18 protein-coding genes are annotated in these 20,059 nt (G+C 71.7%); 8 read left to right on the top strand and 10 right to left on the bottom strand.

The annotated features are described in order from the left end of the window. On the bottom strand, positions 1-575 hold a 575-nt coding region (locus ACF09J_RS28540), incomplete at its 3' end, for an ATP-grasp domain-containing protein (protein WP_392308327.1). 115 nt (positions 576-690) lie between these two features. Between ACF09J_RS28540 and ACF09J_RS28535 the strand changes: the two genes are divergently transcribed. Continuing rightward, a complete protein-coding gene (locus ACF09J_RS28535; RefSeq protein ID WP_392308326.1) occupies positions 691-1,704 on the top strand; it encodes a 2-dehydropantoate 2-reductase in 1,014 nt (337 codons plus the stop codon). A gap of 89 nt (positions 1,705-1,793) precedes the next feature. Here ACF09J_RS28535 and ACF09J_RS28530 read toward each other — a convergent pair whose 3' ends face one another. The 5 genes from ACF09J_RS28530 to ACF09J_RS28510 all read right to left on the bottom strand — a co-directional run bounded on the left by ACF09J_RS28530 (position 1,794) and on the right by ACF09J_RS28510 (position 7,943). Further along, positions 1,794-2,000, bottom strand: a complete 207-nt coding sequence (locus ACF09J_RS28530) for a formate dehydrogenase subunit delta (protein ID WP_392308325.1) — start codon at positions 1,998-2,000, stop codon at positions 1,794-1,796. A 31-nt stretch (positions 2,001-2,031) separates the two neighbouring features. Then, a complete protein-coding gene (fdhF, locus tag ACF09J_RS28525) occupies positions 2,032-4,848 on the bottom strand; it encodes a formate dehydrogenase subunit alpha (protein WP_392308324.1) in 2,817 nt (938 codons plus the stop codon). After that, a complete protein-coding gene (locus ACF09J_RS28520) occupies positions 4,845-6,458 on the bottom strand; it encodes a formate dehydrogenase beta subunit (RefSeq protein ID WP_392308323.1) in 1,614 nt (537 codons plus the stop codon). Before ACF09J_RS28520 ends, fdhF begins: the two co-directional genes overlap by 4 nt. Beyond that, on the bottom strand, positions 6,455-6,925 hold the full coding sequence (locus ACF09J_RS28515) for a formate dehydrogenase subunit gamma (protein ID WP_392308322.1): 471 nt from the start codon (positions 6,923-6,925) through the stop codon (positions 6,455-6,457). The genes ACF09J_RS28520 and ACF09J_RS28515 overlap by 4 nt, the downstream gene beginning before the upstream one ends. A 223-nt stretch (positions 6,926-7,148) precedes the next feature. Beyond that, positions 7,149-7,943: an acyl-CoA dehydrogenase family protein gene (locus ACF09J_RS28510; protein WP_392308321.1), complete on the bottom strand. Its 795-nt coding sequence runs from the start codon at positions 7,941-7,943 to the stop codon at positions 7,149-7,151. Positions 7,944-8,174: 231 nt separating this feature from the next. Here ACF09J_RS28510 and frc point away from each other — a divergent pair, with 231 nt between their 5' ends. Beyond that, positions 8,175-9,404, top strand: coding sequence for a formyl-CoA transferase (gene frc / locus ACF09J_RS28505; RefSeq protein ID WP_392308320.1), 1,230 nt, complete (start codon positions 8,175-8,177; stop codon positions 9,402-9,404). A gap of 3 nt (positions 9,405-9,407) precedes the next feature. After that, positions 9,408-11,564, top strand: coding sequence for an acetate--CoA ligase family protein (locus ACF09J_RS28500; protein WP_392308319.1), 2,157 nt, complete (start codon positions 9,408-9,410; stop codon positions 11,562-11,564). A gap of 111 nt (positions 11,565-11,675) precedes the next feature. Here ACF09J_RS28500 and ACF09J_RS28495 read toward each other — a convergent pair whose 3' ends face one another. Together ACF09J_RS28495 and ACF09J_RS28490 are read right to left on the bottom strand one after the other, a co-directional pair. Continuing rightward, a complete protein-coding gene (locus ACF09J_RS28495) occupies positions 11,676-12,359 on the bottom strand; it encodes a GntR family transcriptional regulator (protein WP_392308318.1) in 684 nt (227 codons plus the stop codon). A 174-nt stretch (positions 12,360-12,533) separates the two neighbouring features. After that, on the bottom strand, positions 12,534-12,905 hold the full coding sequence (locus ACF09J_RS28490; protein ID WP_358734136.1) for a hypothetical protein: 372 nt from the start codon (positions 12,903-12,905) through the stop codon (positions 12,534-12,536). A 282-nt stretch (positions 12,906-13,187) separates the two neighbouring features. Here ACF09J_RS28490 and oxc point away from each other — a divergent pair, with 282 nt between their 5' ends. The 5 genes from oxc (at position 13,188) to ACF09J_RS28465 (ending at position 17,967) form a co-directional block, all read left to right on the top strand. Continuing rightward, positions 13,188-14,921 (top strand): oxalyl-CoA decarboxylase, encoded by a 1,734-nt coding sequence (gene oxc / locus ACF09J_RS28485; protein WP_392308317.1) that lies wholly within the window; start codon positions 13,188-13,190, stop codon positions 14,919-14,921. Between the two features lie 241 nt (positions 14,922-15,162). Beyond that, complete coding sequence (locus ACF09J_RS28480) at positions 15,163-16,035, top strand: NAD(P)-dependent oxidoreductase (RefSeq protein ID WP_392308316.1); 873 nt, start codon at positions 15,163-15,165, stop codon at positions 16,033-16,035. 179 nt (positions 16,036-16,214) lie between these two features. Continuing rightward, the gene (locus ACF09J_RS28475) at positions 16,215-16,448 is read left to right on the top strand and encodes a hypothetical protein (RefSeq protein ID WP_392308315.1); all 234 of its coding nucleotides are present in this window, start codon (positions 16,215-16,217) and stop codon (positions 16,446-16,448) included. A 113-nt stretch (positions 16,449-16,561) separates the two neighbouring features. Then, on the top strand, positions 16,562-17,692 hold the full coding sequence (locus tag ACF09J_RS28470; protein WP_392308314.1) for a CapA family protein: 1,131 nt from the start codon (positions 16,562-16,564) through the stop codon (positions 17,690-17,692). A gap of 77 nt (positions 17,693-17,769) precedes the next feature. Beyond that, positions 17,770-17,967, top strand: coding sequence for a hypothetical protein (locus tag ACF09J_RS28465; RefSeq protein WP_392308313.1), 198 nt, complete (start codon positions 17,770-17,772; stop codon positions 17,965-17,967). Between the two features lie 8 nt (positions 17,968-17,975). Here the strand turns inward: ACF09J_RS28465 and ACF09J_RS28460 are convergent, their stop codons facing one another. Both ACF09J_RS28460 and ACF09J_RS28455 read right to left on the bottom strand, forming a co-directional pair. Continuing rightward, positions 17,976-18,983, bottom strand: a complete 1,008-nt coding sequence (locus ACF09J_RS28460) for a 1-aminocyclopropane-1-carboxylate deaminase (protein WP_392308312.1) — start codon at positions 18,981-18,983, stop codon at positions 17,976-17,978. A gap of 56 nt (positions 18,984-19,039) precedes the next feature. Beyond that, positions 19,040-19,717 (bottom strand): GntR family transcriptional regulator, encoded by a 678-nt coding sequence (locus tag ACF09J_RS28455; protein WP_392308311.1) that lies wholly within the window; start codon positions 19,715-19,717, stop codon positions 19,040-19,042. Between the last annotated feature and the right edge of the window lie 342 nt (positions 19,718-20,059).

The raw sequence follows: 20,059 nt of genomic DNA, 5'->3' as shown, positions 1-20,059 counted from the left end.
GGGTTGACCTCGACCAGGAGGGCGTCCTCCTTGACGAAGACCTCCCACAGGCTGACCAGGACGTCGGCGACCTTGCCGGCGACCTCCGCCGGGAAGGCCGCCTTCTCGACGATCTCGCGGGCCTTGTCCTCCGTCACGCCCTCGTTGGCGTCCACCGGGACCTTCGCCAGGGCCCCGGGCCTGGTCGCGGCGACCCCCTCGATGTCCATGCCGCCCTCGACGGAGGCCATGGCCAGGAAGGTGCGGTGGGTTCGGTCGAGGAGGAGGGAGACGTAGTACTCGTCCCGGATGTCGGTCGTCGGGGCCAGCATCACCTTCTCGACCGTGTGGCCCTTGATATCCATGCCGAGAATGTCCGTCGCGCGCGCGACGGCCTCGTCCGGAGTGGCGGCCGGCTTGACGCCACCGGCCTTGCCGCGGCCACCGACCTTCACCTGGGCCTTGACGACCGTCCGGCCGCCCAGCCGCTCGGCCGCCGCGCGCGCGGCCCGGGGCGTGTCGACGACCTCGCCGGCCGGCACCGGCACACCGTGCCGGGCGAAGAGATCTCGTGCTTGGTACTCGAACAGATCCATTTGAACCGGCCTCCCAGAGCCGCTCACGGAAGCGTCGCAGCACTGCAAGCATAAGGTACTGAATACTGTATGCAATAGCTGCTACACTATCCACCCCCACTGAGAGGAGTCCATCGTGAAGATCGCAGTCCTCGGGGCCGGTGCGATCGGCGCGTATGTCGGGGCGGCTCTGCACCGGGGCGGCGCCGAGGTGCACCTGATCGCCCGCGGTGACCATCTGCGGGCCATGCGGGCCGACGGAGTACGGGTGCTCAGCCCACGCGGTGACTTCGCCGCCCGGCCGCACGCCACGGACGACCCGGCCGGGATCGGGCCGGTCGACTACGTCTTCCTGGGGCTGAAGGCCCACTCCTACCCGTCGTGCGGGCCGCTCATCAAGCCGCTGCTCGCCGACCACACCGCCGTCGTGGCCGGGCAGAACGGCATTCCGTGGTGGTACTTCCACCAGCTCGCCGGGCCCTACGAGGGCCGGCGGGTGGAGGCGGTCGACCCGGGCGGCGCCACCAGCGCCGTTCTGCCGCCGGAGCGGGTCATCGGCTGCGTCGTCTACCCGGCGACCGTCATGGAGTCCCCCGGGGTGATCCGGCATCTGGAGGGCACCCGGTTCTCCCTCGGCGAGCCCGGCGGCCAAGTCTCCGAACGCTGCACGGCGTTGAGCCGGGCCCTGATCGCCGGCGGGCTGAAGGCCCCGGTCGAACCGAACCTGCGCGACGACATCTGGATCAAGTTGATGGGCAACGTCGTGTTCAATCCGCTCAGCGCGCTCACCAGGGCGACGATGGCCGAGATCTGCCGGCACACCCGAACCCGGCGCCTGGTCGTCCAGTTGATGGAGGAGACCCTCGACATCGCGGCCCGGGTGGGCAGTACGCCGGACATCTCCATCGAGAAGCGGCTGCGCGGCGCCGAAGGGGTCGGGCACCACAAGACCTCGATGCTCCAGGACCTGGAGGCCGGCAAGCCGCTCGAACTCGACGCCATCGTCACGGCGGTGGTGGAAATCGCCGACATGACCGGCGCGGAGGCACCCACGCTGCGCGCCGTCCACGCGGCCACCGACCTGCTGGCGCAGTGCGGTGCGCGGGGCACCGCACACGGTGGCTCCACGCCGGGAGCCGTACCCGCCTGAGCCGGCCGTCCCACCACCGGCACCGCACACCACCGCCTCATCTCCCCGTCGCCACGAGGGGAGGTGAGGCGGTGGTGCGCGGTGCGCGGTCAGTCGCCGGCGGTCGTGTCCCGCCCGCCGGCCGGCTTCAGCGCGGCGACGATCACGGGAGACAGGCCCTCCGCTCCCCCGTCGACGAACTCGGCCAGCCGTGCGCGCATCCTCGGGTCCCAGAACCGCTGGATGTGTCCCGCGACCGCCTCGGCGGCCTGCTCGTCCGGCAGGTGCCCGAAGGCCGCGGCGATGTCGTTCGCCATCCGCTGCTCCGGAGGCACGGAGCCCGCCATCTCAGTCCACCACCGCGTGCCGGTCGTCGCGCGGTTGCTCGGCGGCATGCCCGGCGAGCGGGTGGGCGAGTGCCACCTGCACGGCGGTCACCTTGTACTCCGGGCAGTTGGTCGCCCAGTCCGAGTTCTCCGTGGTCACCACGTTGGCTCCGGTCACGGGATGGTGGAAGGTGGTGTAGACGACCCCGGGCGGCATACGGTCGGACACCCGGGCCCGCAGGGTGGTGCCCCCGACGCGGCTGGTCAGCGTCACCATGTCGCCGTCGCCGATGCCGCGCACCTCGGCGTCGTGCGGGTGCAGTTCCAGCAGGTCCTCGGGGTGCCAGGCCACGTTGCCGGTACGGCGGGTCTGCGCCCCGACGTTGTACTGGGTCAGGATGCGCCCCGTGGTCAGGACGAGCGGGAAGCGCGAGGTGGTCCGCTCGTTGGTCGGCAGATAGGTGGTGACCACGAACTTCCCCTTGCCCCGGACGAACGCGTCGACGTGCATGGTCGGCGTCCCCTCCGGCGCCTCCTCGTTGCACGGCCACTGGACGCTGCCGAGCTTGTCCAGGGTGGCGTAGGAGATGCCGCGGAAGGTCGGGGTGACCTGAGCGATCTCGTCCATGATCCGGCTCGGGTGGTCGTACTCCATGGGGTAGCCCATCGCCGCCGCGATCTCGCAGACGATCTGCCACTCGTGCTTGCCGGTCTTCGGCTTCATCACCGCGCGCACCCGGTTGACCCGGCGTTCGGCGTTGGTGAACGTGCCGTCCTTCTCCAGGAAAGAGGCGCCCGGCAGGAAGACATGGGCGAACTTGGCCGTCTCGTTGAGGAAGAGGTCCTGGACGACGACGAGTTCCATGGCTTCGAGGGCGGCGGTGACGTGCTTGAGGTTCGGGTCGGACTGGGCGATGTCCTCGCCGTGCACGAACAGGCCGCGGAAGGAGCCGTCGATCGCCGCGTCGAACATGTTGGGTATCCGCAGTCCGGGCTCGGCGACGATCGTACGGCCCCACAGCTCCTCGAAGACGGTGCGGACCGCGTCGTCGGAGACATGGCGGTAGCCGGTGAACTCGTGCGGGAAGGAACCCATGTCGCACGAGCCCTGCACGTTGTTCTGTCCGCGCAGCGGGTTGACGCCGACGCCGTCGCGGCCGATGTTGCCGCAGGCCATCGCGAGGTTCGCCATCCCCATGACCATGGTGGAGCCCTGGCTGTGCTCGGTGACGCCGAGCCCGTAGTAGATGGCCCCGTTGGGTGCCCGGGCGTACAGGCGGGCGGCGGCCCTCAGTTCCTCGGCCGGCACACCGGTGATGGGCTCGGTGGCCTCCGGGCCGTTCTCCGGGCGGGAGACGAACTCCGCCCACTCGTCGAACCCTTCGCAGCGGTCCGCGACGAAGGACTTGTCGACCAGGTCCTCGGTGACCACCACGTGCGCCATGGCGTTGATGACGGCGACGTTGGTGCTCGGGGTGAGCTGGAGGTGGTGTGCCGCTTCGACGTGCGGCGAGCGCACCAGGTCGATGCGGCGCGGGTCGACCACGACGAGCTGGGCGCCCTCGCGCAGCCGGCGCTTCATCCGCGAGGCGAACACCGGGTGGCCGTCGGTGGGGTTGGCGCCGATCACCATGATGACGTCGGCCTCGGCCACCGAGCGGAAGTCCTGGGTGCCGGCCGACTCGCCGAAGGTCTGCTTCAGCCCGTATCCCGTCGGGGAGTGGCAGACCCGCGCGCAGGTGTCGACGTTGTTGTTGCCGAAGGCCGCCCGCACCATCTTCTGGACGACGTAGACCTCCTCGTTGGTGCAGCGCGAGGAGGTGATGGCGCCGATCGCGCCGGAGCCGTGGCGCTCCTGGATGGAGCGCATCCCCCGCGCGACCGCGCGGATGGCCTCGTCCCACTCGACCTCGCGCCACGGGTCGGTGATCCTGTCCCGGACCATGGGCTTGAGGACGCGGTCGGGGTGGGTCGCGTAGCCGAACGCGAAGCGGCCCTTCACACAGGAGTGCCCCTCGTTCGCCCCGCCGTCCTTGTAGGGCACCATCCGGACCAGTTCGTCGCCGCGCAGCTCGGCCTTGAAGGAGCAGCCGACTCCGCAGTACGCGCAGGTCGTGACCACCGAGCGGGTCGGCATGCCGAGTTCGACGACGGACCGCTCCTGGAGCGTCGACGTCGGGCAGGCCTGGACGCACGCGCCGCACGATACGCACTCGGAGTCCATGAACAGCTCGCCCGCGCCGGGCGAGACCTTGGAGTCGAACCCGCGGCCCTCGATGGTCAGCGCGAAGGTGCCCTGCACCTCGCCGCAGGCCCGTACGCAGCGGGAGCAGACGATGCACTTGGACGGGTCGAAGTCGAAGTAGGGGTTGCTCCGGTCGGCCTCGGCGTCCAGGTGGTTCTCGCCCTCGTGCCCGTACCGGACCTGACGCAGCCCGACGACGCCGGCCATGTCCTGCAACTCGCAGTCGCCGTTGGCCGGGCAGGTCAGGCAGTCCAGCGGGTGGTCGGAGATGTACAGCTCCATGACGCCCTGGCGCAGCTTCTCCACCTTGGGCGTCTGGGTGCGCACCCGCATGCCGTCGGCGACCGGCGTGGTGCAGGACGCGGGGGTGCCCCTGCGGCCGTCGATCTCCACGACGCACAGCCGGCAGGATCCGAACGCCTCCAGGCTGTCGGTGGCGCACAGCTTGGGTATGTCGATGCCGGCGAGCGCGGCCGCGCGCATCACGGACGTGCCCTGGGGGACGGTGACGGGCAGTCCGTCCACCTCCACCGACACGGTCGGCTCCCCTGGCTTCTCGGGGGTGCCGAAGTCGGGTTCCTTGAGAAGGCTCATGCCGTGTCCTCCCTCCTCGCGCCGTTCGTCCGCGCGGTGGGCACCGCCGTGTGTGCGTCGCGGGCGAGGAAGTCGTCGGGGAAGTGGGTGAGGGCGCTGCGCACCGGCATCGGCGTCAACCCGCCCATGGCGCACAGCGAACCGTCGGTCATCAGCTCGCAGAGGTCTTCGAGCAGCGCGAGGTTGCCGTCGCGGTCCTCGCCGGCCACGATCCGGTCGATCACCTCGACCCCGCGTACCGAACCGACGCGGCAGGGCGTGCACTTGCCGCACGACTCCGCGGCGCAGAACTCCATCGCGAAGCGGGCCTGCGCGGCCATGTCCACGGTGTCGTCGAAGACCACGACGCCGCCGTGGCCGAGCATCGCGCCGGCCCGGGCGAACGCCTCGTAGTCCATCGGCAGGTCGAACAGGGAGTCCGGCAGGTAGGCGCCCAGCGGTCCGCCGACCTGCACCGTGCGCACGGGGCGGCCGGAGAGCGTGCCGCCTCCGTAGTCCTCGACCAGCTCGCGCAGGGTGACGCCGAACGCCGTCTCCACGATGCCCCCGTGCGCGATGTTGCCGCCGAGCTGGAAGACCTGGGTGCCGCGCGAGCGCTCGACGCCGAGTTCCTGGTACGCCTGCGCGCCGCGTGCCAGGATCACCGGCACGGTGGCGAGGGTGAGGACGTTGTTGACCACGGTCGGTCTGCCGAAGAGCCCCTCCAACGCCGGGATGGGCGGCTTGGAGCGGACCATGCCCCGCTTGCCCTCCAGGCTCTCCAGCATGGAGGTCTCCTCGCCGCAGATGTAGGCGCCGGCGCCGACCCGGACGTGCAGGTCGAAGGTGAGGTCGGAGCCGAGGATCCGTTCTCCGAGCCAGTTGTTGCCGCGCGCGATCTCGACCGCGGCGCGCATCGTGGCCACGGCGTCGGGGTATTCCGACCGGATGTAGACGTAGCCCTCGCGAGCCCCGACCGCGTGCGCGGCGATCGTCATGCCCTCGATCAGCATGAACGGGTCGCCCTCCATGACCATGCGGTCCGCGAAGGTCCCGCTGTCGCCCTCGTCGGCGTTGCAGCAGACGAACTTCAGCTCGTCGGAGCACTCGGAGACGGTCCTCCACTTGACGCCGGCCGGGAATCCCGCGCCACCCCGGCCGCGCAGGCCGGACTCGGTGACCTCGGTGATCACCTCGGCGCGCGGCGTTCCCAGCGCGCGCCGCAGCCCGGCGAGGCCGCCGTGCCGCAGGTAGTCCTCGGTCGAGAGGGGATCGGTGATGCCGATCCTGGCGAAGGTGACCCGGTTCTGCCGCGCCAGCCACGGCAGTTGGTCCACGACGCCGTGGCGCAGCGGGTGGTCCCCGCCGTCGAGGAGGCCCGCGGCGAGGAGGCCCTCGATGTCCGCGGGGGCCACCGGTCCGTAGCCGATCCGGCCCGCGGGTGTGACCACTTCGACGAGCGGCTCCAGCCAGAGCATGCCGCGCGATCCGTTGCGCACCACGTCGACCGGCCGGTCCTGTGCGGCGGCGGCCTGTCGGAGGGCGTCCGCGACCGTGTCCGCTCCCACGGACCGTGCCGCCGAGTCGCGCGGAACGTACACCGTCACCGGGGAGCCGGCAGTCACCGTCACGACGACACCGCCTCGTCGAGGATCGAGCGCAGGCGGTCCGCGCTCACGCGTCCGTACAGGGTGTCGTTCACCTGGACGGACGGCCCCAGCGCGCAGTTGCCCAGGCAGAAGACCTGTTCCACGGTGACCGAGCCGTCCGCCGCCGTCTCGCCCGGTGCGAGGCCGACGCGGTCGCGGGCGCAGGCCACCAGGGCGTCCGCGCCGAGGGCCTGGCAGGCTTCGGCACGGCAGACGCGCACGGTGGTGCGGCCCGCGGGTTCGCGGCGGAAGTCGTGGTAGAAGGAGACCACCCCGTGCACGTCCGCCCGGGACAGGTTGAGTTCGTCGGCGAGCAGCGCGACGCAGTCCTGCGGCACATGGCCGAGTTCCGCCTGTATGGCGTGCAGTATCGGCAGCAGCGCCCCGCGTTGGCCGCGGTGGGCGGCCACGATCGCGCTGATCGCGCCGCGCACCGGTGCGTCACTCACGCTTGTGGTCATGATCGCCCCCAGTCACCGGCATACGCGGGAGTCGAGCGCGAGGCCCCCGCCGCAGTCGTACGAGTTCGGTTTCGCGAACACATGACCCCTTGCCCCTCGTCTACGGATGCGCAGAGGCGGTGACCAGCGGCACGGCCGCTTCCGCCGACCCGGTCGATGCACGGACAACGCTCCGCAGCATAATCGGCTACTTGCAGTTTGTATACAGTGTTCAGGCTGATGCGGCGCGCTCCTCGAGGGCGCAAGTCGGCGACCGCGCAGGCATGTTGACCCCAGCCGGCCGGGCGACCGCCATCCCCGGGGCCGGCAGCGCGGCGAGCCACGGCAGCACCGCGCCCAGCACGGCGTCGATCCCGCCACCGCTCGGTCCGAGCATCGCGCCGGCCGGCACCAGGACGGGGTCGGCGCGAACGGTGGACGACACGCAGCCGCGCGGGCCCTCCCCGTCCGGCCGTGCGGGCACGAACAGCCCGGGGGCGTCCGCCGGCACCAGCCAGAGGCTCAACCCGTCGCTCCCGTCGGCCGGCCGGGAGGACCACACGTAGCTGTCGGCCTCCCCCGCCGCGACCACGTCGCGTTTCCGGGCGCACAGCGCGACGACGTCACCCGTGCGCGTCGCCGTCGAGGGCGGGCCGGGAGGCACGCCGCGCTCACCGGACCCGACGGCCTCCGCCAGGGCGAGGGTGCTCAGGTGGTGTCCGGCGGCGATCCTGCGGCGCACCCAGTGGATGCCGTGGGCCTCGATGACCGCGACAGCCACGTAGTGGGACCTGAGCACGGCTCCGGTGGCCGGACAGGCGCGGGACACCTCCGCCACCACCTCGGCGGCCTCCGCCGGACCCAGGCCCCGGCCGCCGAGTTCGGCGGAGACGGTCAGCGCCAGCAGTCCGGAATGCCCCAGCGCGGCGACCGAGGCCCGGGGGAACGCGCCGTGCGTGCGGACCCGTTCGGCGCCGGGCTCGATGACGCCGCTCATGATGCGGGACAGAGCGGTGCGGTACGACATGGGGCGGCCCCTTGAAGTCACTTCCGACTCGAATTGCATACAGTATGTTCTCTCAAGGGGGCGCCAACCACCCCTTGATGGGCGAATCCATCGTCCGGGCGAAATCACGCGCAGGCGGCTGGACAGGCGCCTCCCGGTCGACCGATGATTGCATACAGTATCCGTCGCCTGTATGCAGGAGACGTCTGTACGGCCAGACGCACCAGACCGTGTACAAGTGAGGTGATCCCCATGACCAGGGCTCTTGAGGGCGTGCGCGTCCTCGACATGACACACGTCCAGTCAGGCCCCTCCGCCACCCAGTTGCTCGCCTGGCTCGGTGCGGACGTCGTCAAACTGGAGGCGCCGACCGGCGACATCACCCGCAGGCAGCTGCGGGACCTGCCCGACGCCGACTCCCTCTACTTCACGATGCTCAACTGCAACAAGCGGAGCATCACCCTCAACACCAAGACCGAACGCGGCAAGGAACTCCTCACCGAGCTGATCCGGCGCTCCGACGTCATGGTCGAGAACTTCGGACCGGGCGCCGTCGACCGCATGGGCTTCACCTGGGACCGCATCCAGGAGATCAACCCACGGATCGTGTACGCCTCCATCAAGGGGTTCGGCGAGGGCCCGTACACCACCTTCAAGGCGTACGAGGTGGTCGCGCAGGCCATGGGCGGCTCCATGACGACCACGGGCTTCGAGGACGGGCCGCCGACGGCCACCGGCGCGCAGATAGGCGACTCGGGGACCGGGGTCCATCTGGTCGCCGGCATCCTCGCCGCGCTCCTCCAGCGCGAGCGCACCGGGCGCGGCCAGCGGGTCAACGTGGCCATGCAGCACGCGGTGCTCAACCTCTGCCGGGTGAAGCTGCGCGATCAGCAGCGCCTGGCGCACGGCCCGCTCGCCGAGTACCCCAACGAGGACTTCGGCGAGGAGGTGCCGCGCTCGGGGAACGCCTCCGGCGGCGGCCAGCCCGGCTGGGCGGTCAAGTGCGCGCCGGGAGGCCCCAACGACTACGTGTACATCGTGGTGCAGCCGCCCGGCTGGAGGCCCATCACCGAGCTGATCAACCGCCCGGAGCTGGCCGAGGACCCCGACTGGGCCACCCCAGAGGCCCGGCTGCCCAAACTGGACAAGATGTTCCAGCTGATCGAGGAGTGGAGCAGCACCCTGCCCAAGTGGGAGGTCCTCGAGGCCCTGAACGCCCATGGCATCCCCTGCGGCCCGATCCTGTCCACCAAGGAGATCATCGAGGACGAGTCGCTGGCCGCCAACGAGATGATCGTCCCGGTCGAGCACCCCGAGCGCGGCACCTTCAGGACCGTCGGCTCGCCGCTGAAGCTCTCCGACTCCCCCGTCACCATCACCAGCTCCCCGCTGCTCGGCGAGCACAACGAAGAGGTCTACGCCGGCGAACTGGGCCTCGACGACGAGGAACTGAAGCTCCTCAAGACGAACGGAGTGATCTGAGCGATGCCCCTGAACCATGCCTCAGCCGACCGCGACACCGTGGCGCGGGTGCTCGCCGCCGTGCGCGCCGAGGGCCGCAGCGCCCTGACCGCGCCCGAGGGCAGGCAGATCGCCGCAGCGTACGGCATCGCCACCCCCGGCGAGGCCCTCGCGCACGACGCGGACGAGGCGGTGGCCCGTGCCGGCGCCTTCGACGGGCCGGTCGTCCTGAAGATCGTCTCCCCCGACATCCTGCACAAGACCGAGGCCGGCGGGGTGGTCGTCGGTCTGCGCACGGCGGACGAGGTGCGAGCGGCGTTCGAGCAGATCATCGGCAACGCCGAGGCGTACGCCCCCGAGGCGCGGATCACCGGCGTGCAGGTGCAGCAGATGCTGCCGCCGGGCCAGGAGGTCATCGTCGGGGCGGTCACCGACCCCACCTTCGGCAAGGTCGTCGCCTTCGGGCTCGGCGGGGTGCTGGTCGAGGTCCTCAAGGACGTGACCTTCCGGCTGGCGCCGGTCGACGAGGGCGAGGCCGCCTCCATGCTGGACTCGATCGGGGCCGCCGAGATCCTGCGCGGCGTGCGCGGCGCGGCCGCGGTGGACCGCGAGGCGCTGGCCGAGCAGATCCGCAGGGTCTCCCGACTGGTCACGGACTTCCCCGAGATCGCCGAGGTGGACCTCAACCCGGTGATCGCCACGCCCGAGGGCGCGCTCGCGGCCGACATTCGCGTGATCCTCGCCGAGAACGCGCCCGCCCCGAGGCCGAGTTACAGCCGTGAGGAGATCCTGACGGCGATGACGCGGCTGATGCAACCGTGCTCGGTGGCGGTGATCGGCGCCTCCAACGAAGCCGGCAAGATCGGCAACTCGGTGATGCGCAACCTCATCGACGGGGGTTTCCCCGGCGACATCCACCCGGTCAACCCGAAGGCCGACGAGATCGAGGGCCGCAAGGCCCACGCCTCCGTCCTGGACATCCCGGGCGAGGTGGACGTGGCCGTCTTCGCGATCCCCGCGAAGTTCGTGCCCGCCGCGCTGGAGGAGGTCGGCGCCAAGGGGATCCCCAACGCCGTCCTGATCCCGTCCGGGTTCGCCGAGACCGGCGAGCACGAACTCCAGGAGCGGATCGTCGCCATCGCCCGGGAGCACGGCGTACGTCTGCTGGGGCCCAACATCTACGGCTACTACTCGCCGTGGCAGGACCTGTGCGCCACGTTCTGCACCCCGTACGACGTCAAGGGCCCGGTGGCGCTGACCTCCCAGTCCGGGGGCATCGGCATGGCGATCCTCGGCTTCGCCCGCACCACCGGGACCGGTGTCTCCGCGATCGTCGGTCTCGGCAACAAGTCGGACATCGACGAGGACGACCTGCTCACCTACTTCGGCGAGGACCCGAACACCAAGTGCATCGCGATGCACCTGGAGGACCTCAAGGACGGCCGGGCGTTCGTCGCGGCCGCCCGCGAGACCGTGCCGAAGAAGCCGATCGTGGTGCTGAAGGCCGGGCGCACCTCGGCCGGTGCGAAGGCCGCAGGTTCCCACACCGGGGCCCTGGCCGGCGACGACGCCGTGTACGACGACATCCTGCGGCAGGCCGGCGTGATCCGCGCCCCGGGCCTGAACGAGATGCTGGAGTACGCGCGGGCGCTGCCCGTCCTGCCCACCCCGCAGGGCGAGAACGTCGTCATCATCACCGGCGCCGGCGGCTCCGGTGTGCTGCTCTCCGACGCCTGCGTGGACAACGGGCTGAAGCTGATGGAGATTCCGGACGACCTCGACGAGGCGTTCATGCGGTACATCCCGCCGTTCGGCGCGGCCGGGAACCCGATCGACATCACGGGCGGCGAGCCGCCCTCCACCTACGAGGCGACGATCCGCCTCGGTCTCGAGGACCCGCGGGTGCACGCCCTGATCCTCGGTTACTGGCACACCATCGTCACGCCGCCGATGGTCTTCGCCGAACTGACCGCGCGCGTGGTCGCCGAGGCGCGGGCCAAGGGGATCCACAAGCCGGTGGTGGCCTCGCTCGCCGGGGACACCGAGGTGGAGGCGGCCAGTGCCTACCTGTTCGAGCGCGGGGTCGTCGCGTACCCCTACACCACCGAGCAGCCGGTGGCCGCGCTCGGCGCCAAGTACCGCTGGGCCAGGGCCGCCGGACTGCTTCCGGCCGACGGGTGACCACCCGGGGGCCGACGGATCGCGACGGTCGGGGGCGTCACCTTCGCGGTGGCGCCCCCTGGCCTTTGCCCGCGGCCGGCGGTGCGGGCGCCCGGCCCGCACCGCCCGGTGTCACTCCTCGGAGCCGGCGCACTCGTGGTAGGTGACGCGGGTCTGCTCCGTGTGCGCCCGCATCAGCCGCTGCGCCCGCTGCTCGTCCCCCGCCTCGATCGCGTCGATCAACTCGCGGTGCTCGCGCCAGGAGTGCTCGCCGCGGGTCCGCGCTATGGGTGTGTAGAACCAGCGCATCCGCCGGTCGACCTGTGCGGACAGTTCGGCGAGCACGGAGTTCCCCGCAAGCTCCATGACGAACGAGTGGAAGGCCGCGTTGGCGGCGACCACCGCGTCGACGTCGTCGGACCGCAGGGCCCGTTCGCCCTCCTCGCACAGCTCGCGGAGCCGCGCCGGCGCCTCGCCCCCGGCGGCCGCCGCCGCCAGCCGCGCCGCTTCGGCCTCCAACAGGCCGCGTACGACGAGCAGTTGGTCGGCCTCGTCCTCTGTGGGCTCGTGCACGAACGCGCCCTGGGCCGGGCGCAGGTCCACCCAGCCCTCGGTGTTGAGCCGCTGCAGCGCCTCGCGCACGGGCTGGCGGGAGACGCCGAGCTGCCCGGCGAGCTCCGTCTCGACCAGATGCTGACCGGGCTTGAGGACCCGGGTGATGATGAGTTCGAGGAGGGCCTCGTAGACCCGCTCGCGCAGCGGACCCGGCCGCTCCAGCCTCGGCACGGTCCCGCTCGGCAAACCCGCGGACAGCATGGCTTCCATCCCCTGATCAGCGGCCCGACCGAGCCTGGGAGAGATTGACTTTCGTCTACAGTCTACCGACGCACCGCGGCGCAGAGGACGCACGTCGACCGTGACCCGGTTCACGTCGATCAGGGAGGGTTGCGGCCGAGGGGGCCGGCAGTCCGTACCGCCGACCCCCCTCGCTCACGCCGCGAGGACGCCCGTCCGCAGGGGGCGGCGCGGCGCGACCGGGGTGTCCGCGGGGCCGACGCGGTAGGTGGTCCTGGTGGAGTCGACGAGGGGCTCGCCGAGGGTGATCCGTCCGCTGGAGTGCAGCATGTCGCACAGGTCGGTGGGGAGCGCGACGTAGCAGCTTCCCCGGCCGGTACGGGGCTCGAACGGCTGCCAGTAGCTGTACCTGCGACGTCCGCCCGCGTGCACGGTGAGGAACACGAGCATGCTCGGGTCGGAGATGATGCGCAGCAGCTCCGCACCTGAAGGGCTGAGGGGGGCACCGGCGCGGCTGTGGGGGTGGCGCAGGACTACGGCGTGGGCCGGGCCGGGTATGGACTGCATCAGCGGTGGCCTTCCTCGAGGCTGGGACTGAAGATCACTTACCCAGCTCGGGCGATGTTGATCTCTCTTTCCGCGGCATTTTCCTGCATGTCACTGACAACACGGCGGCGACACGCCGTAGTTGACGTCCGGTCCGCCCCGGCACGCGGGCACGCGACGACCTGCGAAGAACGCGGACCCGGAACACCGCCCCACGCGCATCCTTGCTAGCACATGAGCGCGCGGGGATACTGAATACAGTATTCCCGAAGCCATTCGTGACGTTCAGGGAGGATCCCGCCCATGACCAACGCTTCCTTGCCGGAATCAGGGCCCGGGGACACCGACGGTCCGGCCGCTCTCACCGACGGGATCCACCTGGTCGTCGAAGCGCTCCGGCGCAACGGCGTCAAGAACGTCTACGGCGTCGTCGGCATCCCGATCACCGACCTCGCGCGCGTCGCACAGGGCTCGGGCATGCGTTACATCGGCTTCCGCCACGAGAGCGACGCCGGGCACGCCGCGGCGGCGGCCGGATTCCTCACCAAGAGGCCGGGCATCTGCCTCACGGTCTCGGCCCCGGGTTTCCTCAACGGACTCGTGTCCCTCGCCAACGCCACCACGAACTGCTTCCCCATGGTCCAGATATCCGGGTCCAGCGAACGGCACCTCGTCGACCTCCAGCGGGGCGACTACGAGGAGATGGACCAACTGGCGGCGGCGAAACCGTTCGTCAAGGCGGCCTACCGGGTCCACCGGGCCGAGGACATCGGCCGCGGGGTGGCACGCGCGATCCGCACCGCGGTCTCCGGACGCCCCGGAGGGGTCTACCTCGACATCCCGGCCGCGGTGCTCGGAGAGGTCATCGACAAGGAGCGGGGCGCCGCGTCGCTGTGGGAGGTCGTGGACCCGGCGCCGCGTCAACTGCCCGAGCCCGCGGCCGTGGACCGCGCGATCGACCTGCTCGCCGGCGCGGAGCGGCCGCTGGTCGTGTTCGGCAAGGGCGCGGCGTACGCGCAGGCGGACGACCAGATCCGGGAGTTCGTCGAGACGACCGGCGTGCCCTACCTGCCCATGTCGATGGCCAAGGGCCTGCTGCCCGACGACCACCCGCAGTCGGCGGCCACCGCCCGGTCGCTGGCGCTGCGCAGGGCGGACGTCGTGATGCTCGTCGGCGCCCGCCTGAACTGGCTGCTCGGCCACGGCGAGGCACCGCAGTGGGACCCGGACGCGAAGTTCATCCACGTGGACATCGCGGCCACCGAGATGGACAGCAACCAGCCCATCGCGGCCCCGCTCGTCGGCGATGTCGCGTCGGTGATCGAGGCCCTGGTGGAGCGGAGCAAGCCCGGCCGGATCTCGGCCCCGCGGGAGTGGCGGGAGGAACTCGCGGCGCGCTCCGCGCAGAACGCGGCCAGGATGGCCAAGCGCCTGGAGGCCGCGAGGACCGCGCACCCGATGAAGTTCCTCGGCGCGCTCCAGGTGATCCGCGACGTCCTGGCGGAGAACCCGCGGGCCTACGTCGTCAACGAGGGCGCCAACGCGCTCGACCTGGCCCGCAACACGATCGGCATGCGGATTCCGCGCCACCGGCTGGACAGCGGTACGTGGGGTGTCATGGGCATCGGCATGGGCTACGCCATCGCCGCCGCCGTCGAGACCGGAGACCCCGTGGTCGCCATCGAGGGCGACAGCGCCTTCGGGTTCAGCGGCATGGAGATCGAGGCCGTCTGCCGCTACAACCTGCCCATTGTCACCGTCGTCCTCAACAACAGCGGCGTCTACCGCGGCGACGAGGCCTCCACCTCCGCGGACCCCGCGCCCACCTCTCTCAAGGCCCGCCACGACCTGATGATCGAAGCCTTCGGCGGCAGGGGCTACCAGGCGACGACCCCCGACGAGGTGGCCGCCGCCCTGAGGGAAGCCCTGGCCTCGGGCGCCCCGGCGCTCATCGACTGCGTGATCGACCCGTCGGACGGGACCGAGAGCGGCAACATCTCCCACCTCAACCCCAAGGGCATCACCGTGCAGCGATGACCGCCCGGTCCTGTCACGTTCTTCCGGAACCCCGAACGAGGAATGCCGACCCGCGGCCACGGCGGGTCGGCAGGAGATCCTCGGCGGCCCGCTGCGCCGTTCGGTGGGGTGCAGGGGCCGGGTCCGGGACGTCCGGGCGGTCATGACGGTCTGCCGGACGCGTCGGGAGCAGGATGATCGCGACGCGGTGTGACCGATGGGCCGCACGGAGCGACCTGGGCACGGGATGGGAGCGACAGGGATGGACGGGATCGGGTTCGTCGGGCTCGGGACGATGGGCCGGCCGATGGCGCGCAGGCTGCTGGCCGCCGGCCACCGCGTGGTGGTGTGGAACAGGTCGCGTCCCGCGGTCGACGAACTGTGCGCGGACGGGGCGGAGGCCGCGGCGGACCTCGCGGAGGTGTTCCGGTTCCCGGTGGTGATGAGCGTGCTGTCCGACGACGCCGCGGTCCGGTCGCTCATCCTGGACAGCGGGGTGCTGGACGGCGCCGACTGCCGCGTGCACGTGAACCTGGCGACGGTGTCGGCGGACTTCGCCTCCGAAGCGGAACCGCGGCACGCTCGGCGGGGCATCGGATACGTTGCGGCACCGGTCCTCGGCCGGGCCGACGTGGCGGCCGCCGGGAAGCTGAACGTCCTGGCCGCCGGCGCCCCCGAGGCACTGGACCTGGCAAGGCCCGTGCTCGAACCGCTGGCCGCGCGGATCTGGGAACTCGGGGACGACCCGGCCCGCGCCAACGTCGTCAAGATCACGGTCAACTTCCTGCTCGCCGCCGCGGTCGAGGCCACCGCGGAGGCGACGTCGCTGGTCGAGTCGTACGGCGTCGACGCCGCCGCGTTCGTCGAGCTGATCGGCGGGACGCTGTTCCCCGGACCGGTCTACGGCACGTACGCCGGGCTCATGGCCGAACAGCGTTACGAGCCGCCCGGGTTCACCGCGCGGCTCGGACTCAAGGACGTCGGCCTCGCCCTGTCGGCGGCGCAGCGGCGCAACCTGGCCCTGCCCACCGGCGGCATCGTGCGGGACGCCCTGCTCGAAGCCGTCGCGGCCGGCTGGTCGGAGCGCGACTGGGCCACGCTCGCCGAGGTCGCCCGGCGAAGGGCGGGCCGCTGACCAAGGGCGGGCCGCTGACACGCACGGTGGGCCCAGCGGAGTGGTTGTGCCACGGCGGCCGGTCCGGCCGGCGCCGTTGGTGGAATACGGCTCGGGATGCGCGACCCGGTCCTCGGGACGCGCGACCCTTTCCGACGCCGGGGCACCGGTCGGTCCGGCACAGCAAGGAGTGAAGGCTCATGGCAGTGTGCGAGGTCTGCAACAACGACTACGAGATGGCGTTCGAGGTGCGCGCGGGCGACGCCGTCCACATCTTCGACAGCCTGGAGTGCGCGGCCCAGCGGATCGCGCCGACCTGCGGCAACTGCGACTGCCGCATCCTAGGCCACGGCCTTCAGGCCGACGGGCGTTTCTTCTGCTGCGCCAACTGCGCGCGCCGGCAGGGAGTCGCCCAGCTCGTCGACCACGCCTGATCCACTGACCCCTCGCCTCTTCACCGCTTCGTCCGGCTGCCCGGCACCGCGCAGGGGCATTCCGCTCGGGGAGCGCGCCCGCTCGGTACCCGTCCGGTCACTACGGTGGGGGTATGCGCGGCGGCATGGTGACGCTGTTCCTGTGCGGCGACGTGATGCTCGGCCGCGGCGTCGACCAGATCCTCCCGTGTCCCGGCGATCCGGCCCTGCGGGAGGCCTGGGTGCACGACGCCCGGTCCTACGTCGAGCTGGCGGAGGCGGCGAACGGCCCGATTCCCGCCCCGGTCCCACCGCAGTGGCCGTGGGGCGAGGCGCTGCCGGTGCTGGCTGCCGCCGCCCCGGACGTACGGATCGTGAATCTGGAGACCTCCGTGACACGCGGCGACGCGTTCGCGCCGGAGAAGGAGGTCCACTACCGGATGCACCCGGCCAACCTGCCCGCCCTGGAGGTGGCCCGGCCCGACGTCTGCGTCCTGGCCAACAACCACACGCTGGACTTCGGCCGTGCCGGGCTGCTGGAGACACTGGACTCCCTTTCGGGTGCGGGACTGCCGGTGGCGGGCGCCGGCCGGGACGCCCAGGAGGCGTTCGCGCCCGCGGTGCGCCCGGTCGCGGACGGCGTCCGGGTGCTGGTGTTCTCCCTGGGGACGGCGTCCAGCGGCATACCGCGGAGCTGGGCGGCCGCACGGGACCGCGCCGGTGTCGCGTACCTCCCCGCGGCGACGGCGGAGGCGGCCGAGGCGGTCGTCGAACGCGTACGGCGGGCGCGGTCTCCGGGCGACATCGTGGTCGTCTCCGTGCACTGGGGGTCCAACTGGGGCTACCGCGTCCCCCGCGAGCAGACCCGCTTCGCCCGCGCCCTGGTCGACGGCGGTGCCGACGTCGTCCACGGGCACTCCTCGCACCACCCGCGTCCCGTCGAGGTGTACCGCGACCGGCTGATCCTTTACGGCTGCGGCGACTTCATCGACGACTACGAGGGCATCTCGGGCTACGAGCAGTACCGCGACGACCTGCGGATCGCCTACTTCCCCTCGGTCACCGCGGACACCGGACGGCTCGCCGAGCTGCGCATGGTGGCACTGCGGGCCCGGCGGATGCGGCTGGAGCCCGCCACCGGGGAGGACCGCGCATGGCTGCGGACGACACTCGCCCGTATCAGCACGGGCGTGGCCATCACCTCGGAGAGGGACGGCACGCTCCGTGCGGCACGGACGACGAGGACGACCGCGCAGGAGCCGTAGGACCCCTGCGGCGGCGGTCGCGGACACAACGGCCCGCCGAGCGGCCGGGACCGCGCGCCGGACGTACCTTCGGACGTATGGACGAGATGCCCCAGCGCATCGCCCCCTCGACGGACCGCACCGCCGCGGCGGTCCTGCTCGGCTGCCTTCCCGACGAGGTCGGCCACTGCCCCCGCTGCCACGGACTGACCCACCGCTACGGGCGCGACGCCCAGGTCCTGTGCCCCGCCTGCAGGGCGGCCGAGGCCGTGGCCACGAGGGGTCCCTCCGGCTGACGCCGGCGTCAGTGGAAGGCGCCGCTGTAGGCGTTGAGGGCGGGCTGACCGCCCAGGTGGGCGTACAGGACGTTCGAGTCCGCGGGGATGTCTCCGCGCCGGACGAGGTCGATGAGCCCGGCCATGGACTTGCCCTCGTAGACGGGGTCGATGATCATGCCTTCGAGGCGTCCGGTGAGGCGGATGGCGTCCAGGGTGGACTGGACGGGGACGCCGTAGAGGTCACCGGCCCAGCCCTCCAGGACGGTGATCTCGTCGTCGCGCAACTCCCGTCCCAGGCCGATGAGTTCGGCGGTGCCGTGGGCGATCTTCGCCACCTGGGCGCGGGTCTCGTCGATCTTGGCCGAGGCGTCGATGCCCAGTACCCTGCGGGGCCGGTCCTGGCCCGCGAAGCCGGCGATCATTCCCGCGTGCGTGCTGCCGGTGACGCTGCACACCACGATCGTGTCGAAGAAGACTCCCAGTTCCCGTTCCTGCCGCTGGACCTCGTGGGCCCAGTTGGCGAAGCCGAGGCCGCCCAGGGGGTGGTCGGAGGCCCCGGCGGGGATGGCGTACGGAGTGCCGCCGGCGGCGCGGACGTCCTCCATGGCCTGGTGCCAGCTGTCCTTGAACCCGATGCCGAAGTCCGCCCGGACCAGGCGTACGTCGGCGCCCATGATCCGGGACAGCAGGATGTTGCCGACCTTGTCGTTGACCGCGTCCGGCCAGTCCACCCAGCTCTCCTGGACCAGGACGGCCTTCAGACCCACCTTCGCGGCGACCGCGGCCACCTGACGGGTGTGGTTGGACTGGACGCCGCCGATGGTGACCAGGGTGTCCGCGCCCTTGCGGAGCGCGTCGGGGACCAGGTACTCCAGCTTCCGGGTCTTGTTGCCGCCGAAGGCCAGCCCGCTGTTGCAGTCCTCCCGCTTGGCCCAGATACGGGGACCGCCGAGATGGTCACTGAGCCGGTCCAGCGGGTGGACGGGGCTGGGGCCGAACAGCAGGGGGTGGCGCTCGAAGGAATCGAGGGACATCTGCGGCTCCTTGCGGGGTCGTCGTGGGTCCTGCACGGGGCGTGGGGTCTGGGGGGTCAGCGCCGATCGGCGTCGGGGAGCGCGGTGTCGAGCAGCGGCAGCAGCGTCTGCCAGTTGGCGCGGGTGGCGGTCACCGCCCCCTCGACGTCTCCTGCCTCGCACAGCGCGATGATCCGTTCGTGCTGGGCGACCGAGCCGCGGCCGCTCAGCGAGGAGAAACGCAGTCGCTCCACGCGCCGCAGCACCGGCGTGTACTGCTCCAGGACGGTGCGGACGGCCGGGTTGGCGCAGGCGGTGACGGCGACGCCGTGGAAGGCGTCGTCGGCGTCGATCGCCGCGTCGACGTCGCCCCGGCGCAGAGCGTCGGCGAAGCGCGCGTTGGCCTCGCGCATGGCGTCCAGCTCGGCGGCGGACAGGTTGGGCATCGCCTCACGGACGGCGAGTTCGTGCATGGCCGCCGTCACCGACTGGGCCGCGCGGGCCGCCCGGACGTCCAGGGGGCTGACCATGGTGTATCGGCCGGGCTTCGTCCGCACCAGGCCGGCCTGCTCCAGACGCGCGAGGGCCTCGCGCACCGGGGTGCGGCTGACGCCCAGCCACTCCACCAGGTCGCCGTCGTTGAGGCGCTCCCCCGGTGCGAGGGTGCCGTCGACGATGGCGTCCCGGATGGCCCGGTAGGCGTTGTCACGGAGGAGTGACCTGGAGACGAGCCCCCGGCTCTGCGGAACTGGCATGCAATATATTGCACGCTGCATGACGGAAGGCTGTCAAGAGTGGCGCGGGCGCGGATCCTTCCGAAGCCGGCGGCCGAGCCGCGCACGGGCTTGTTAGCCCACCTGGCTGGACACGGCGGAGCGGGTCACCGGTCCGCACCGGCTCGCGTGTTTCCATCAGCGAGGAGGCGAACGACATGGGGGCCGCGGCGGCCCCGGCGCCCGCACGCACCGGGGTGCCGGCCGGCGCGCGCTCCGTCCGCCGTCCCGGAGGGCCGCGCGCGCCTCGGGGGCCGGGTGCCACCGCCTCCGTCGACTTCCCACCGCACGGCGGCGGAAGGGCCGCCACGGTGGCCCGGTGTC

This window comes from Streptomyces sp. NPDC014889 (genome assembly GCF_043081205.1).
Taxonomy (GTDB): domain Bacteria; phylum Actinomycetota; class Actinomycetes; order Streptomycetales; family Streptomycetaceae; genus Streptomyces.
Note: the sequence above shows the minus strand (reverse complement) of the source record. Positions and strands in the feature narration are given on the sequence as shown.